We start from the raw sequence: 15,735 nt of genomic DNA, 5'->3' as shown, positions 1-15,735 counted from the left end.
GCCGATCCACCCGAGCCGCGAGGAGAACCATGGCGTCCATCGTCCTGACGGACATCGTCAAGAAGTACGGAGACGGGTTCCCTGCGGTCAAGGGCGTGAGCCTCGACATCGCGGACGGGGAGTTCGTGATCCTCGTAGGCCCCTCGGGGTGCGGCAAGTCCACGCTGCTACGCATGATCGTGGGGCTCGAGGACATCACGTCCGGGGACCTCGAGATCGGCGGACGGCGCGTCAACGACAAGGCGCCGCGTGACCGGAACCTCGCGATGGTGTTCCAGAACTACGCGCTCTACCCGCACCTGACCGTCTTCGAGAACATCGCGTTCCCCCTGCGCCTGCAGAAGGGCCAGTTCAGCGACGACGAGATCCGGCGCAAGGTCGAGCTCGCCGCGGACACGCTCGAGCTGCGCGAGCACCTCGACCGCAAGCCCGCGAACCTGTCCGGTGGCCAGCGCCAGCGCGTCGCGATGGGCCGGGCGATCGTGCGCGAGGCCGACGCGTTCCTGTTCGACGAGCCGCTGTCGAACCTCGACGCCAAGCTGCGCGGCCAGATGCGCACCGAGATCGCGCGCATGCAGCGCCGGCTCGGCACCACGACCGTCTACGTGACGCACGACCAGACGGAGGCGATGACGCTCGGGGACCGGGTCGCGGTGCTGCGCAAGGGAGAGCTCCAGCAGGTCGCGAGCCCGCGCGGGCTGTACGAGCAGCCGGTGAACCTCTTCGTCGCGGGGTTCATCGGCTCACCGCCCATGAACTTCCTGCCCGGCGTGGTCGAGGACGACGCCCTGCAGCTGCCGTTCGCGCGGGTCCCGCTCGACGACCGCCTCCGGGCGAGCATCGGCGACCGAGGGCTGGTCATCGTGGGCCTGCGTCCCGAGCACGTCGAGGACGTCCGGGTCCTCGAGCCGGACAAGGTCGAGGCGGGTGTCACGTTCACGGCGGACGTCGACGTGACCGAGTGGCTGGGCGCCGAGCTGTACGCGTACATCCCGTTCGACACGCACCCCGACGTCGCGACCAAGCTCGAGGAGCTCGACCGCGACCTCGACGGCGAGGGCATGCGCAGCCAGGTCGTCGTCGTCCTCGGCTCCGAGAGCCGTGTGCGGGACGGGGACCGCGCCGAGCTGTGGTTCGACCCGGCCCGTCTCATGGTCTTCGACCCGGAGACGGGCGAGAACCTCACTCGCGACGACGACGCAGCCGCGCGGATCGACGAGGAGAACGAGGCGGACCGTCGCGCGAGCCTCGAGCGTGCCCAGGCGCGTGAGCGCCGCGACGGGGACGGCGCAGGCGCGGGCGAGCACGCGGCGTGAGACGTGCGCGCGCCCGGCTAGAGTCGCCGGGTGTCGGCACGGTGGCCCAGGGCGCGGGTAGGCGTCGCAGCGGCTGTCGGCGTCGCCATGGTCGTGACCTGCCTGGTCGCCTCCGCGCCCGTCGGGCGGCCCCACGCCGTGATCCCGCTGTACGCGGAGGGCGTGGTGCTCGACGCGGGCGGCATGCCGCAGATCGTCCGGCCGGGCACGCCACCGGACGACCCGGACGCGCAGGACGACGCCGTCCAGCGTGCCCGGCAGGATGCGTGGCTCGAGGAGGGCGACGTCCCGGGCCCCGACCGGTACGCGGACCTCGCGGAGCAGGCGCTGCGCGACCTGGATGCCCTCGTCCTGCCCAACGGTGCCGCGATCGCGGGGACCAGCGCGGCGTGGCGATACGTCTGGCCGCGTGACGCCTCGTTCACGGCCGTGGCGCTGGCCCGTACGGGGCACCCCGACGACGCGTTCGAGATCCTCACCTACCTGCAGCGGATGCAGGACGAACGCTCGTCCGGCGGGGTGTTCGAGGCGCGGTACCTGCCCGACGGGACCGGTGCCGTCCCCGACGAGCGCGGTCTCCAGCTCGACGGCAACGGCTGGGTCCTGTGGGCCGTGGCTCAGTGGTACGACGCCGCCGGTTCGGGGACTGCCACGGATGAGGCGCTCGAGGAGCTCCGCCCGCTCGTCGAGCGGTCCCTCGCGGCGATCGAGGCGAACACGGACCCGGTGAGCGGTCTCCCCGGCGTGTTCCCGGACTACTGGGAGGTGCGCGAGAGCGTGCCGACGCTCGGCACGTGCGCACCGCTGCTGCTCGGCGTCCGGGCGGCGGAGGGGGTCGCGGAAAATCTCGGCCTCGGCGCGGTGGAGCCCCTGGTGACGCGTCTCGAGGCGGGCGTCGACCGCTTCGCCCCCGACTACCCCAGGCGTCTGGGCGGGCGTGACCGGGACACCGCGGTCGCCTTCCTGATGCCACCGTTCGTCGAGGCGGGCGGCGTTGAGGGGGACGACGCCGGTGCCGGGGTCGACGAGGACGTGTCGGCCGCGTGGTCGGCGGCTGCGGCGGCGATGGTCAGGCCAGCGGGCGGCCTCGCACCGGGGGAGGGGTGGAAGGAGGACGGCATCTCGTGGACGCCGACGACCGCGGTGTTCGCCCTCACGGCGGCGGCGTCGGGCGACGTCGAGCAGGCCGTCGAGCGTCTGGACTGGCTCGAGGCGCACCGGACGAGTCGTGGTGCGCTTCCGGAGAAGGTGCTGTGGGACGGCAGCCCGTCGGCGGTCGCGCCGCTCGCGTGGACGGCGTCGCTCGTGCTGCTCACGCTCGACGAGCTGGACCGCCAGGAGACGGGCGCGGCGACGGACGCCGGCTGACCGCCCGAGCGGTCAGGCCTCGAGCTCCGCGGCGGTGGGCGGGTTGGCGCCGGCGCGGCTCACGGTGATGGCGGCGATCTGCGTGCAGCGCGTGAGGACCGAGCGCAGGGTGACGTCGTCCGCGGCGCGCAGCGCGGCCCTCCGGTCGGCACCGAGGAGGTGGGCGGACCACAGCCCGTCGATGAGGCCGCCCATGAAGGAGTCGCCTGCACCCACGGTGTCCGCGACGGCGACGCGCGGCGCTGCGACGTCGAGCCGTCCGCCCTCGGCCGTGAACGCGGTCGCGCCCTCCCCTCCGCGGGTGACGATGACGACGGCCGGCCCGGCGGTGGACCAGCGCCGGGCGACCTCGAGCGGGTCCGTCCCCGGCTCGAGCCAGGCGAGGTCCTCGTCGCTGACCTTGACGACGTCGGACAACGCCACGAGGTGCTCGACGACGGGCCGGGTCTCGGCGGCGGGCGGCATGAGCGAGGGCCGCAGGTTCGGGTCGTAGGTGAGGGTGGCCGACTCGCGGTGCGCCTCGAGGATTCGTGCGACGTCGGGGCCTCCCGGCGTCAGCACGGCTGCGATCGAGCCCGTGTGGACGACGAGCGGGGGCACGGCGGGCGAGGTCCAGCGCTCGGGGACGTGCCATGCGAGGTCGAAGTCGTAGGAGGCGACGCCGTCGGCGTCGAGCGTCGCCGTGGCGACGGACGTCCGCTCGGCCGTGTCGCTGCCGGCCACGATCGTGACCCCGGAGGCCTCGAGGTGGCGACGGACGAGGTCGCCGTGGGTGTCGGGCCCGAACCAGGTCAGCAGGTCGACCTTGCGGCCGAGGCGACCGAGCCCGAGCGCGACGTTCGCCGGGCTCCCTCCGACGTGCTCGCCGCCCGTGCCGTCGGCACGCCTGACGACGTCGATCAGGGCTTCGCCGATGACGAGCGCGCGACGCTCCGAGGCGTCGACGTGGACCTCGACGACGTCCTCGACGAGCGGCGTGAGGCCGCCCTGAGTGGGGTCGCGCTCGATGACGCCGACCCCGGGCGCCGCGTCACCCTCGGGCGTGACCGCCGGGCCGGTCGGCGGAGCGGGCGTCGTGGGGACGTCGCTGGCGGGGGTGCTGGGCTCGGTCATCGGGCGTCCTCGTCCTCGGGGTCGGCATCGGCGGGGGTCGTGCCGCCACGGGCGGCGCGGGGGTCTGCGGTCGTGCCGCTCGTGGCGGCGTGAGCCTCCTCGAGGCGGCGGCGGGCGCCGTCGAGCCACTCCTGGCACCGGGTGGCGAGGGCCTCGCCCCGCTCCCAGAGGGCGAGCGAGCCCTCAAGGGTCTCGCCCCCGGCCTCGAGGCGTTGCACGACCGTCACGAGCTCCTCGCGCGCCTGCTCGTAGGTGAGGTCCGCGACGGGTCGCGGCTCGGACGGGGAGGTGGAGGTCGGCACGGGGACAAGTAAACCGTGCGCCACCGTCACGGGTGGCGTACCTGTGCGGGGATCTCGCCACCCGCCACGCGCACGCGCAGCGGGTCACCGGGCGCCACGTCGTCCGGTGCCCGCACGACCCTTCCGTCGTCGGCGCGCTGGACGACGGCGTAGCCGCGCTCGAGCGTCGCGGCGGGGGACAGGGCCCTGACCTGCGCCGCGAGCCGGTCGATGTCGGCGCTGCCTGCGCGGACGGCGTCCCCGAGCGCGCGGTCGGCGGCCGCGTGGAGCCGGTCGACCTCGCGCTGGTGGCCGTCGACGAACACGTGCGGGCTCGCGAGCACGGGCCTGCCGCGGACGGCCGCGAGCCTGTCGAGCTCGCGGTGCACGAGCCGCTCGACGGCGGCGCGGGACCGGGTCCGTGCCTGGACGAGGCGTGCACGCTCCTCGTGGACGTCCGGGACGATGCGCTTCGCGGCGTCCGTGGGGGTCGACGCGCGGTGGTCGGCGACCAGGTCGAGGAGCGGCGCGTCCGTCTCGTGGCCGATCGCGCTGACGAGGGGTGTGCGGCACGCGGCCGCAGCACGGACGAGTGCCTCGTTGCTGAAGGGCAGGAGGTCCTCGACGGACCCGCCGCCGCGCGCGACGACGATGACCTCGACCGCCGGGTCCGCGTCGAGCTCGGCGATCGCCGCGGTGACCTCGGGGACGGCGCGCACGCCCTGGACGGCGACCTCGCGGATCTCGAAGCGCACCTGGGGCCAGCGCGCCCGGGCGTTGACGACGACGTCGTGCTCGGCCTTGGACTCGCGGCCGCAGACGAGGCCGACTGTGCCGGGGAGGAACGGCAGGGGCACCTTGCGGTCGGCGTCGAAGAGGCCCTCGGCGGCCAGGAGGCGTCGGAGGTGCTCGATGCGGGCCAGGAGCTCGCCGAGCCCGACGGCGCGGATCTCGTCGGCCTCGAGCTGGAGCGTCCCGCGCTTGGCCCAGAACCGGGGCGTCGCGTGCACGACGACGTGCGCGCCCTCCTCGACGGGGGCCGTCGCGGCGTCGAGCACGCGCACGTGCAGGGAGACGGGCAGCGACACGTCGGCGTCGGTGTCCCGGAGCGTCAGGAAGGCGAGGGTGGTGCCCGGTCGGCGGTTGAGCTGGACGACCTGGCCCTCGACCCACACACCGGGCATCCGGTGGATGTAGTCGGCGATCTTCATCGAGAGGTAGCGCACGGGCCACGGCCGCCCCGCCGTGGTGTCGACCGCGCGCGTCGGCAGGGGCGCCGGGGCGGTCGTGCTCGTCTCGCTCACCGGCCCAGCCTGCCACCCGTCGGCGACACGGCCCGCACCCGGCGTCCGTCGCCGGGGGCGTCGAGCAGGCCAGGGGTGTGCGGCGTCACGGGCCGGCCGGGGGCTCGTCGGGCGGGCGTTTCGTAGACTGGTGAGGTGACCCCCTCTTCTCCCGGACCGAAGCGTGTCCTGCTCGCGGCCCCGCGTGGCTACTGCGCGGGTGTCGACCGGGCGGTCATCGCCGTCGAGAAGGCGCTCGAGCACTACGGCCCGCCGGTGTACGTCCGCAAGGAGATCGTGCACAACAAGTACGTCGTGGAGACGCTCTCGGAGCGCGGGGCGGTGTTCGTCGACGAGACGGACCAGGTGCCCGAGGGTGCGCGCGTCGTGTTCTCCGCGCACGGCGTCTCCCCGGCCGTGCACGCGGCGGCCGCTGCTCGCTCGCTCCTGACGATCGATGCGACGTGCCCGCTCGTGACGAAGGTCCACAAGGAGGCGGTGCGCTTCGCGGGTGACGACTTCGACATCCTCTTGATCGGCCACGACGGCCACGAGGAGGTCGAGGGCACCGCCGGTGAGGCGCCGGACCACATCCAGGTCGTCAACTCGCCCGACGAGGTCGACCGGGTGGTCGTTCGTGACCCCGAGAAGGTCGTGTGGCTGTCCCAGACCACGTTGTCGGTCGACGAGACGATGGAGACGGTGCGCCGCCTGCGCGAGCGCTTCCCGGCGCTCCAGGACCCGCCGAGCGACGACATCTGCTACGCGACGCAGAACCGGCAGGTCGCGGTGAAGAAGCTCGCGCCGCAGTGCGACCTCGTGATCGTGGTGGGTTCCGCGAACTCGTCGAACTCGGTGCGTCTCGTGGAGGTGGCGCTCGATGCGGGTGCCGGGGCGTCGTACCGCATCGACCGCGCCCAGGAGATCGACCCGGCGTGGCTGGACGGTGTGACGACGGTGGGTGTCACGTCGGGCGCCTCGGTCCCGGAGATCCTCGTCCGGGACGTGCTGGACCGCCTCGCTGACGCCGGCTTCGGCGATGTGCAGGAGGTGCGGACCGCGACGGAGGACCTCATGTTCTCCTTGCCGAAGGAGCTCCGCGCGGACCTCAAGGCGGCGGGTCAGGCAGCGGCGCGCCCCCAGCGCGGCCCCCGACGCTCGTTGTCCGTCGAGCCGGTCTGAGCTCGCGCCACGTCGTACCTCGTCACGCGGGGGTGCCAGGGCCGGCTCGTGCGGGGCCCGGTCCGACCTGGCGCTGGCTCAGGCGGAGCTGGACCTGCGCACCACGTCCCACAGGCCGGGTTCCCTCGGCCCGGTGAGGCCATCGATCGCGACGACGCGCTCGTCGTCCGCCGCGACGAGCTCGGGGGCCTGGACCTGCCGGCTCACCCGCTCGACCTGCGCGGGGGTCTCGAGCTCGTCGTCCGTCACGCGCAGCTCGGCGAGCCGGCGGGCGCTGACGAGCACACGTGACTCGAGCGAGCTCACGGTGTCGTTGTAGGAGCGCACCGCGCCGTCGAGCTGCCTGCCGAGCCGGCTGACGTGACCTCCGAGCGTTGCGAGCCGGCCGTGCAGCTCGCGACCGAGGGTGAGCACCTGCTGCGCGTTCGCGGCGAGGGCTTCCTGGCGCCACGCGTAGGCGACGGTCCGCAGGAGGGCTACGAGGGTCATGGGCGTCGCGATGACGACGTTGCGCTCCATCGCGTACTCGTAGAGCGTCGGGTCGACCTCGAGGGCGGCGTGGAGGAACGGCTCGGCCGGGACGAACATGACCACGAACTCCGGGGCGGGCGAGAGCTGCTCCCAGTACTGCTTGCTCGCCAGGTCGTCGACGTGCTTGCGCATGTGCCGGGCGTGGGCGGCCATGCGCTGCGCGCGCACGGCGTCGTCGTCGGCCTGGACCGCGTCGAGGTAGCCGAGGAACGCGACCTTGGAGTCGAGCACCACCTGCTTCCCACCGCTGAGCCGCACCACCATGTCGGGCCGCTGCGCGCCGTCGTCGGTCCGCACGGATGCCTGCTCGACGAAGTCGACGTGCTCGAGCATGCCTGCCGCCTCGACGACGCGACGCAGCTGGAGCTCACCCCAGCGGCCGCGGACCTGGGAGGAGCGCAGGGCGGTGACGAGCTGGCCCGTCTCGCTGCGCAGGAGGTCCGACGTCTCCCGCATCGCACGGACCTGCTCCCCGAGGGCGCTCTGGCTCACCAGGCGCGCCTGCTCGGCCGCCGTCACCTCCGCCCTGACCTCGTCGAGGACCGTCGCGATGGGTTCGACGAGCGTGCGGACGGCCTGCTCACGCGTCGCGAGCGCGGCCTCGTGGCTCTGCTGCGTGGCGCGCAGGCGCTGCTCCGCGAGGCCGAGGAACTGGTCGTTGTTCGCGGCGAGCGCCTCCGCCGCGACCGCGCGGAACTGGTCGGTGAGGCGTCGCTGGTCACCCTGCGCAGCCGCGAGCCGTTCCGTGGCCATCTGCCGCTCGGTCTCGAGCTGGACCCGCAGACGCGCGGCGTCGAGCTCGGCTGCCTGCACACGCGCGGCGGAACCCTGCGCGCCGAGGACCCGCCCGACGAGCACGCCGATCAGGGCACCGACGAGCACGCCGGCGAGGACGAGGGCTGTCTCCATGCCCCAACCCTCCCAGCGCCCACCGACATCCGGCCCGCCCCCACACGCGCGAGGGGACACGGGTCGCGGCGCGCGCCCGTAGACTCGTCGCCCGTGGCTCTCACCATCGGCATCGTCGGACTGCCCAACGTCGGCAAGTCCACCCTCTTCAACGCGCTGACCCGCAACCAGGTCCTCGCCGCGAACTACCCGTTCGCGACGATCGAGCCGAACATCGGCGTGGTCCCGCTGCCCGACCCCCGCCTGCGCACGCTCGCCGACATCTTCGGCAGCGAGCGCCTCGTGCCGGCGGTCGTCTCGTTCGTCGACATCGCAGGCATCGTGCGCGGCGCGAGCGAGGGGGAGGGCCTCGGCAACAAGTTCCTCGCGAACATCCGCGAGGCCGACGCGATCTGCCAGGTGGTCCGGTCGTTCGCCGACGACGACGTCGTGCACGTCGAGGGCCGCATCCACCCGGCCGACGACATCGAGACGATCAACACGGAGCTGGTCCTGGCGGACCTGCAGACCGTCGAGAAGGCGATCCCGCGCCTCGAGAAGGAGGTGCGCGGCAAGAAGACGGACGCCGCGGTCCTCACCGCCGCCCAGGAGGCGTACACGGTGCTGTCCGAGGGGTCGACGCTCTTCGCGGCCCAGGACCGCCTCGCCAAGGCCGGCGTCGACCCGGCCGCCCTGCGCGAGCTCCAGCTCCTGACGACCAAGCCGTTCATCTACGTGTTCAACACGGACGACGCGGGCCTCGCGGACGACGCGCGCAGGGCAGAGCTGAGGGCGCTCGTCGCCCCGGCCGACGCGATCTTCCTCGACGCCAAGCTCGAGTCCGAGCTCGTCGAGCTCGACCCCGAGGACGCCGCCGAGATGCTCGCCGAGTCGGGTCAGGCCGAGGCAGGCCTCGACCAGCTCGCGCACGTCGGCTTCCACACCCTCGGCCTGCAGACCTACCTCACGGCAGGGCCCAAGGAGGCCCGCGCGTGGACGATCCGCAAGGGCTGGACCGCACCGCAGGCCGCGGGCGTCATCCACACCGACTTCGAGCGAGGGTTCATCAAGGCCGAGGTCATCAGCTTCGACGACCTCGTCGAGGCCGGGTCCATCGCCGCGGCCCGCGCGGCAGGCAAGGCCCGCATCGAGGGCAAGGACTACGTCATGGCCGACGGCGACGTGGTGGAGTTCCGCTTCAACGTGTGAGCCCGGGTCCCTCCGCCGTGCCGGGGCGGCGGAGCTCGCTGATCGGCGTGAAGACGTTGACCAGGTTGCCGTCGGGGTCTCGGAGGAGGAGCGAGCGGTTCCCCCAGGGCATGTCCGTCGGCTCGTTCACGAACACCTCGACGACGTCCCGGAGGGCGTCGCGCGTCGCGTCGACGTCGTCGACCAGGAAGTCCAGGATCACGCTCCGGTTCGCGCGGGCCTCCGCGGCGTCGGCGCCCAGCAGCGGGACGGTGGCTGAGCTGGCGATCGCGAGCGTGCCGAGCCCGGTGCGCAGCTCGGCGAACATCGGATGGAGCCTGGTCGCGCTGATCCCGGTCACTTTCTCGTAGAACGCGACCAGGGCGTCGAGGTCGTCGGTGATGATCCGGGTGGCGGTGAGCTGCATGGCTCTCTCTCCTCGCGTGTCGGTGCCCGTGGCCGGAAAGGCCACACGCGGACCGTAGAAGGGATTCCGGGCCGCATCCGCCCGGTATTGGCGATGATGGGCGCATGGCCGACGGCACCGCGCGAGCGCTCAAGCTCCTCGAGCTGCTGCAGTCGGCGCACGTGCGCACGGTGTCCGAGCTGGCGGACCGCCTCGGCGTCGACGAACGGACGGTCCGTCGGGACGTCAGGCGGCTGGTCGCCCTCGACGTGCCTGTCGAGTCCTTGCGCGGGCGCTACGGGGGGTACCGACTCATGCCGGGCCGGCGTGTCCTGCCGTTGACGTTCACGAGCGAGGAGGTGATGGCCGTCTTCCTCGGGCTGTCCCGCGTGCGGCCCACGCGGGACGGGCCCGGCGTGGCCGCGCAGACCGCCCTGTCCAAGGTCAAGCGAGCTCTGCCGTCCCAGGACGCGGAGCGCATCGATGCCGTGCTCGCCGCGATGGTGAGTGACGGTCGCGTTCGCGACGGCGACCCCGACCCCGCGGTGATGCTGACCCTGGCGGACGCGCTCGACCTCGGGCGGGCCGTCGACGTGCGCTACCGCAACCGAGAGGGCGTGCCGTCCCGACGGACCCTGCACCCCTACGGGCTCATCGCTCGCGGGGACCACTGGTACCTCCTTGCGCTGGACACCGGCACGCAGGAGGAGCGTGTCTTCCGGGTCGATCGGGTGGAGACCGCACGGTCGCTCGCCCAGACGTTCGTACCGCCGGAGCGGGACGACGTGGCGGCGCGGCTGACGGAGCGTCTCGTCCACGCCGACTACCGGTGGAAGGTGGTCCTCCGCATCCGGCAGACAGAGGAACGCATCCGTGCCCATCTCCCGGCCAGCGTGGCCGGGCTCGAGCGGCTGGGACGCAGGGGCACGCCGACGGCGGACGACGACCGGCTGCCGTGGCACAGGGCGGAGATCCACGCCGAGGACCTGGGCTGGCTGGTCTCGGTCATCGCGGCCCTCGACTGCGAGGTGGTGATCGAGCGTCCGGAGGAGCTCCGTGAACGGGTGCGCACGACGGCGGTGAGGATGCTCCGCGCCGCGGCTCCCGGTAGCGGCTGAACCACGTCATCGGCGCGGCGCAGCGGTCGCAGCGGCGCGAGACGACCGTGATCCGGCGCGCGTCTCCCGATGGCCGTCGGCGATGCGACGGGGCGGCGTTCCGCCCTCGCGTCAGAGGAGGCCACGACCCCCAGGCGCGTCAGAACCGGAAGCGACCCTCGGCGTCGAAGCCGGCCGGGCGGACGTCGGTCACGAACGCCGGCGTGATCGGCCCGTAGATGTGCGGGTACAGCTCTCCGTCACCGCCGTCCTCGTCGACGACAGGTGTTCCCGCGGCGCGGATGGCGTCCGCGTCCAGGACCAGGACGCACAGCTCCGCCTCGTCGTCGGCGTAGACGAGCTCGGCCACCGGGCTCAGCTGGTGCTCGTACGAGGCGTGGATGAAGCCGACCTCGTCGAGGCTCGCGCCCCGGGTCGAGGTCGCATAGGGACCGGTGGTCGACGCGGTGTCCCACTCGTCGCGGTGCGCCAGATGGAAGATCATCACGGCCCCATCGAACCACCGTCTCCCCGGGCCCTCGCGTCAGGGGCGTTCGCCCTCCGCACCAGCCGCACCAGCCGTGCCGGCGGGAGCCTCGGGTGCGGGCGGGACGTCCGGCGGCACCCGGTTGGGCCCGGCCTCGGGCGGGCGGGGGCCGACCTGCGGGTGCAGGCGCACGGCGACGAGCGCGACGTCGTCCTCCGGGTGCGGGGGCAGCATGCGCCGCAGGGTCTCGTCGCACAGCGCGTCGAGGTCGAGGTCGAGCCGCGCCAGCTCGCTCAGCACCTGCTGGAGGCGCGTGAGCCCCGCGCGCAGCGGCTGGGCGCGACGCTCGACGAGGCCGTCGGTGAACAGGAGGACCGTGGACCCGGCGTCGAGCACCACCTCGGTCTCGCGACGTAGCGTGTCAGGCAGGACGCCGAGCAGGAGGTCGCCCTGGGCCGCCACGAGCGGGACGACGGTGCCGTCGGGGCGGATGACCAGAGGCGGCGGATGACCCGCGTTCGACCAGCGCACGCGGGTGCGCAGGTGCGCGAGGTCCTCGGGCGTCTGCTCGATGCGGGCGACGACGGCTGTGGCGATCGTGGTGGCCTGGAGCGTGCGCATCGCCTGGTCGACCTCGCGCAGCAGCTGTGCGGGCCCGGCGCCCGTCGCGACGGCGATCCCGCGCAGGATGGAACGGACCTGGCCCATCGCGGCGGCCGCCGCCGTGTCGTGGCCGACGACGTCCCCGATCACGAGGACGGTCGCGCCGTCGCGCTGGAGGAAGGCGTCGTACCAGTCGCCGCCGATCTGGGCCGCCTCCGCAGCTGGGACGTAGCGGACGACGACCTGCATGTGGTCCGGCTCGGGAGGGGGTGTCAGGAGCGAGCGCTGGAGGCCCTCGGCGAGACGTCGCTGCTGGCGGTACAGGCGCGAGTTGTCGAGCGCGAGCCCGGCACGGCCCGCCACGTCCTGCGCCGTGGCGATGTCGGCGGGGCTCATGGGCACGCGCTCCGCGCCGGCGAACAGGCTCAGCAGGCCGACGGTCCGGCCGCGGCCCCGCAGCGGGAGCACGACGACGGCCTCGGGCGCGAGCCGGTCCAGCAGGTCCCTGGCCTCACCGGGCTTGAGGACGGAGCGGACCGCGCGCGTCGCGCCTTCCTCGACGTGCGCGGGCTCACCGGACTGGAGTGCCTGCGCGACGAACGAGCGGGGCTCGAGGGCGTCGAGCCGCAGGTTCGCGTACCGCTCGACGAGGGGGCGCTGGGCGGGGTCGGCGTGCCACCAGCCGATGTCGCGGAGGCCACGGCGGAGGTCGGCGTGGTCGTCGTCGACGAGCGTGACGACGCACCAGTCGCCGAGCGCGGGGACGACGAGCTGGGCGAGGCGCGCGACCGCCTCCTCGGCGTCGAGGGTGCCGGTGAGCGCGGCCGTGACCTCGGCGAGCAGCGACGCACGCTCGGCCGTCCGCTCCGCCTCCTCCTGCGCCGCCCGCCGTGCGGTGATGTCGAAGAAGTGCACGGAGAGGCCGTCCGGGCTCGGCCACGCGTGGAGCTCGAACCATCCGTCGAGGGGCGCGGGGTAGTAGGCGTCGAAGACGACGGGACGTTGCTCGGCGAGCGCCCGCCGGTACTTCTCCTCGAATGCCGAGTCGAGGGCGGCGGGGAAGAGGTCCCACACGACGCGCCCGAGGAGTGCCTCGCGTGCCGTCCCGAGGAGCCGCTCGGCCTCGGCGTTGACGTAGGTGAAGCGCCACGCGTGGTCGAGCGAGTAGAACGCGGTGGGCGTGGCCTCGAGCACGCGCGCGACCCGGGCCTCGCTGTCGTGCACCGCTGTGCGGTCGTAGGCGGCGCCGAGCACCCGGACGGCGCGTCCGGTGCCGTCGGCCAGGGCCCGTCCCCGCGCGGCGACCCATCGCACTGGTCGGTCGGGCGCGACCACCCGGTACTCCGCCTCGTACTCGCCGCACGTGTCGATCGCGGAGGCGAGGGCGGCGGAGACCCGCGGCTGGTCCGCCGGGTGGACGCGGGCCGAGAAGCCCTCGATCGTCTCGTCGAACGAGCTGCGGTCGTAGCCGAACAGGTCGAGCAGCTGGTCGTCCCAGGCGAGGCGGCCCGTGACGAGGTCCCAGTCGAAGGTCCCGATGCCCGCGGCCCGGATCGCGAGCTCGCCGAGCACGCGCCGGGCGTCGTCACCCTGGGGGAGGTCGTCACCGCGTCGTCGGCGGGGCGCAGCGGGCGAGGCGTCAGTGCCCACGTCAGCCCCCTGACCTCCGCCGTCGGCAGTGTCGGACGACCTGCTCCCCGACGCTAACAGGCCCGTGGCCCGTCGGCGTCGCGCAGTGCGACGGGGCCCGCGCGGGGCCGGATCCGTCTCGGAGACCGGCATCGGGCGCCGCGATGTGCTAGCGCCTGTCAGCGGTGCGTCTGACGACGGTTCACCGGCCAGACCCGGATAGGCGCAACGGATTCCGTCGACAGGAGCCGGACCCTCGCCGGGGGAGCCCGGGCCCGACCTCCGGGGTCGTCTCGTCTGGTGAGACGTACCGGCCAGTATCGATCAGGTAACGATCACCAACCCGAACTGTTACGCGTCCCGAATGCCGGGATTCGCGGGGGTACAGTCGCGGCAACCACATGGTGAGCGATCGCCGGGTGGCTCCAGCGAGCCCGAGTGCGGGCTGCCGAGGGGCCGAAGGGCCCAATGTCGCTCACCACATCCTTGTCAGGAGGAACATTGAGGATCTCACGCAAGTCCGCGGCCGTCGCGGTCGCTGCAGCGAGCGCGCTCGTGCTCGCGGGCTGCAGCGGTGACGCAGACGAAGCCAACGGCTCCGAGGACGACAACGCGGGCATCAGCACCGAGGCGTCGGTGAACATCGCGTGGAACCAGCCGTTCTACTCGTACAACATCAACAGCGCCACGGGTAACGCAACCGCCAACTCGGTCCTGCGCTACCTGATGAACTCGTCCTTCAACTACTACGACCAGGAGCTCAACCTGGTCCAGGACGAGTCCTTCGGCACGTACGAGAAGACCTCGGACGACCCGCTGACGATCGAGTACACCTTCGCGGACGACGCGCAGTGGTCCGACGGCGTGCCCGTCGACCCGGCCGACTTCCTCCTCGAGTGGGCCGCCCAGGTCGGCACCTACAACAACGTGACCCCCGAGACGGACGACGAGGGGAACATCACGAACCAGGAGGCCATCGACGCGGGCATCTACTTCGACGGCCTGTCCTCCTGCGTCCCCCTGATCGAGGACATCCCTGAGATCGACGGCAAGACGATCACCCTCGTCTACTCCAAGCCGTTCGCCGACTGGGAGACCTGCATCACGGGCCCGAACCTGCCGGCCCACGTCGTCGTGAAGCGCGCCCTCGGCATCGAGGACCCGACCGAGGCCAAGCAGGCGCTCGTCGACGCGCTGGCCGAGGACGACTCCGAGGCGATCGCGAAGATCTCCAAGGTCTGGAGCACGGACTTCAACTACACCTCGCTGCCCGAGGACGAGGAGCTCTACCTCTCCAGCGGCGCGTACGTGATGACCGACTTCGTCGAAGAGCAGTACATGACGCTCAAGACGAACGAGAACTACAAGGGCGAGCTCACGGCCGCCATCCCGACCGTCACGGTCCGCTGGAACGGCGACCCGATGGGCCAGGTCCAGGCGCTGCAGAACGGTGAGGTCGACCTCATCAGCCCGCAGGCCACGGCCGACGTCCTCGAGGCGCTCCAGGCGATCGACGGGCTCGAGATCGAGACCTCGGACGAGGGCACGTACGAGCACATCGACCTGCAGGTCACCAACGGCGGGGCGTTCGACCCGGCCATGTACGGCGGCGACGCCGACAAGGCCCTCAAGGTGCGCCAGGCGTTCCTCAAGACGATCCCGCGCCAGCAGATCATCGACAACCTGATCAAGCCGCTCAACGAGAACGCCGAGCTGCGTGACTCCTACAGCGTCGTGCCCGGCTCCCCGCTGTACGACGACGTCGTCGCCGTCAACGGGCAGTCCGAGCAGTACGGCGAGGTCGACATCGAGGGCGCCAAGGCGCTTCTCGCCGAGGCCGGCGTCGCCGGTCCGATCAACGTCCGGCTGCTGTTCGACCCGAACAACACGCGTCGCCAGAACGAGTACGAGCTGATCGCGGCCTCGGCCGCCGAGGCCGGCTTCACGGTCGCGCCGTACCAGGTCCAGACCGACTGGGGCACGGACCTCGACAACGCCACCACGTACTACGACGCAGCGCTGTTCGGCTGGCAGTCGCAGTCGACGGCCGTCACGGAGCTCGACTCGAACTACCGGACGAACGCCGACGGCACGGGCAACAACTTCTACGGCTACTCCAACCCCGAGGTGGACTCGCTGCTCGACGAGCTCCAGGTCACCACGGACGAGGAGAAGCAGGCGGAGCTGCTCGGCAGCATCGAGAAGCACCTGGTCGACGACGCCTTCGGCGTGACCATCTTCCAGTTCCCCGGCGTCACCGCCTGGAACCCGGAGAAGCTCCAGGGCGTCTCGAAGATCTCGATCAACCCGACGATCTTCGCCGGCTTCTGGAACTGGACGGCGGGCTCCGCAGCGGAGTGACC

General features: G+C 72.6%; 13 protein-coding genes. 6 read left to right on the top strand and 7 right to left on the bottom strand.

Annotation, left to right across the window (positions count from 1 at the left end; translation table 11 throughout):
• Positions 1 to 29: 29 nt before the first annotated feature.
• Positions 30 to 1,316: an ABC transporter ATP-binding protein gene (locus FZ988_RS01835; RefSeq protein WP_149202283.1), complete on the top strand. Its 1,287-nt coding sequence runs from the start codon at positions 30 to 32 to the stop codon at positions 1,314 to 1,316.
• A 30-nt stretch (positions 1,317 to 1,346) separates the two neighbouring features.
• A complete protein-coding gene (locus FZ988_RS01830; RefSeq protein WP_149202282.1) occupies positions 1,347 to 2,684 on the top strand; it encodes a glycoside hydrolase family 15 protein in 1,338 nt (445 codons plus the stop codon).
• Between the two features lie 12 nt (positions 2,685 to 2,696).
• Here FZ988_RS01830 and FZ988_RS01825 read toward each other — a convergent pair whose 3' ends face one another.
• The 3 genes from FZ988_RS01825 to xseA are packed head-to-tail and all read right to left on the bottom strand — an operon-like array spanning position 2,697 to position 5,382.
• Positions 2,697 to 3,797 carry a carbohydrate kinase family protein gene (locus FZ988_RS01825; RefSeq protein ID WP_149202281.1) on the bottom strand — a complete coding sequence of 367 codons (1,101 nt, stop codon included), beginning with the start codon at positions 3,795 to 3,797 and terminating at the stop codon, positions 2,697 to 2,699.
• Positions 3,794 to 4,099 (bottom strand): exodeoxyribonuclease VII small subunit, encoded by a 306-nt coding sequence (locus tag FZ988_RS01820; RefSeq protein WP_149202280.1) that lies wholly within the window; start codon positions 4,097 to 4,099, stop codon positions 3,794 to 3,796. Before FZ988_RS01820 ends, FZ988_RS01825 begins: the two co-directional genes overlap by 4 nt.
• 26 nt (positions 4,100 to 4,125) lie before the next feature.
• Positions 4,126 to 5,382: an exodeoxyribonuclease VII large subunit gene (gene xseA, locus FZ988_RS01815; RefSeq protein ID WP_149202279.1), complete on the bottom strand. Its 1,257-nt coding sequence runs from the start codon at positions 5,380 to 5,382 to the stop codon at positions 4,126 to 4,128.
• A 135-nt stretch (positions 5,383 to 5,517) separates the two neighbouring features.
• Between xseA and FZ988_RS01810 the strand changes: the two genes are divergently transcribed.
• Complete coding sequence (locus FZ988_RS01810; RefSeq protein ID WP_149202278.1) at positions 5,518 to 6,543, top strand: 4-hydroxy-3-methylbut-2-enyl diphosphate reductase; 1,026 nt, start codon at positions 5,518 to 5,520, stop codon at positions 6,541 to 6,543.
• A gap of 78 nt (positions 6,544 to 6,621) precedes the next feature.
• On the opposite strand, the gene FZ988_RS01805 is transcribed toward FZ988_RS01810, so the two are convergent.
• Positions 6,622 to 7,983 (bottom strand): DNA recombination protein RmuC, encoded by a 1,362-nt coding sequence (locus FZ988_RS01805; RefSeq protein ID WP_149202277.1) that lies wholly within the window; start codon positions 7,981 to 7,983, stop codon positions 6,622 to 6,624.
• Positions 7,984 to 8,076: 93 nt separating this feature from the next.
• Here FZ988_RS01805 and ychF point away from each other — a divergent pair, with 93 nt between their 5' ends.
• A complete protein-coding gene (gene ychF / locus FZ988_RS01800; RefSeq protein WP_149202276.1) occupies positions 8,077 to 9,171 on the top strand; it encodes a redox-regulated ATPase YchF in 1,095 nt (364 codons plus the stop codon).
• Here ychF and FZ988_RS01795 read toward each other — a convergent pair.
• Complete coding sequence (locus FZ988_RS01795; protein ID WP_149202275.1) at positions 9,161 to 9,577, bottom strand: VOC family protein; 417 nt, start codon at positions 9,575 to 9,577, stop codon at positions 9,161 to 9,163. The genes ychF and FZ988_RS01795 overlap by 11 nt on opposite strands.
• 104 nt (positions 9,578 to 9,681) lie before the next feature.
• Here FZ988_RS01795 and FZ988_RS01790 point away from each other — a divergent pair, with 104 nt between their 5' ends.
• Positions 9,682 to 10,674: a helix-turn-helix transcriptional regulator gene (locus tag FZ988_RS01790; protein WP_149202274.1), complete on the top strand. Its 993-nt coding sequence runs from the start codon at positions 9,682 to 9,684 to the stop codon at positions 10,672 to 10,674.
• 139 nt (positions 10,675 to 10,813) lie between these two features.
• Here FZ988_RS01790 and FZ988_RS01785 read toward each other — a convergent pair whose 3' ends face one another.
• Together FZ988_RS01785 and FZ988_RS01780 are read right to left on the bottom strand one after the other, a co-directional pair.
• The gene (locus FZ988_RS01785; protein ID WP_149202531.1) at positions 10,814 to 11,158 is read right to left on the bottom strand and encodes a DUF952 domain-containing protein; all 345 of its coding nucleotides are present in this window, start codon (positions 11,156 to 11,158) and stop codon (positions 10,814 to 10,816) included.
• Positions 11,159 to 11,197: 39 nt separating this feature from the next.
• Positions 11,198 to 13,393 carry a SpoIIE family protein phosphatase gene (locus FZ988_RS01780; protein WP_246169085.1) on the bottom strand — a complete coding sequence of 732 codons (2,196 nt, stop codon included), beginning with the start codon at positions 13,391 to 13,393 and terminating at the stop codon, positions 11,198 to 11,200.
• A gap of 480 nt (positions 13,394 to 13,873) precedes the next feature.
• Here FZ988_RS01780 and FZ988_RS01775 point away from each other — a divergent pair, with 480 nt between their 5' ends.
• Entirely contained in the window at positions 13,874 to 15,733 is a 1,860-nt protein-coding gene (locus FZ988_RS01775; protein WP_149202272.1) for an ABC transporter family substrate-binding protein, read from the top strand.
• Positions 15,734 to 15,735: the final 2 nt, after the last annotated feature.

The organism is Actinotalea subterranea (genome assembly GCF_008364845.1).
Lineage (GTDB): Bacteria > Actinomycetota > Actinomycetes > Actinomycetales > Cellulomonadaceae > Actinotalea > Actinotalea subterranea.
This window is presented reverse-complemented; position numbering and strand designations above follow the sequence as displayed.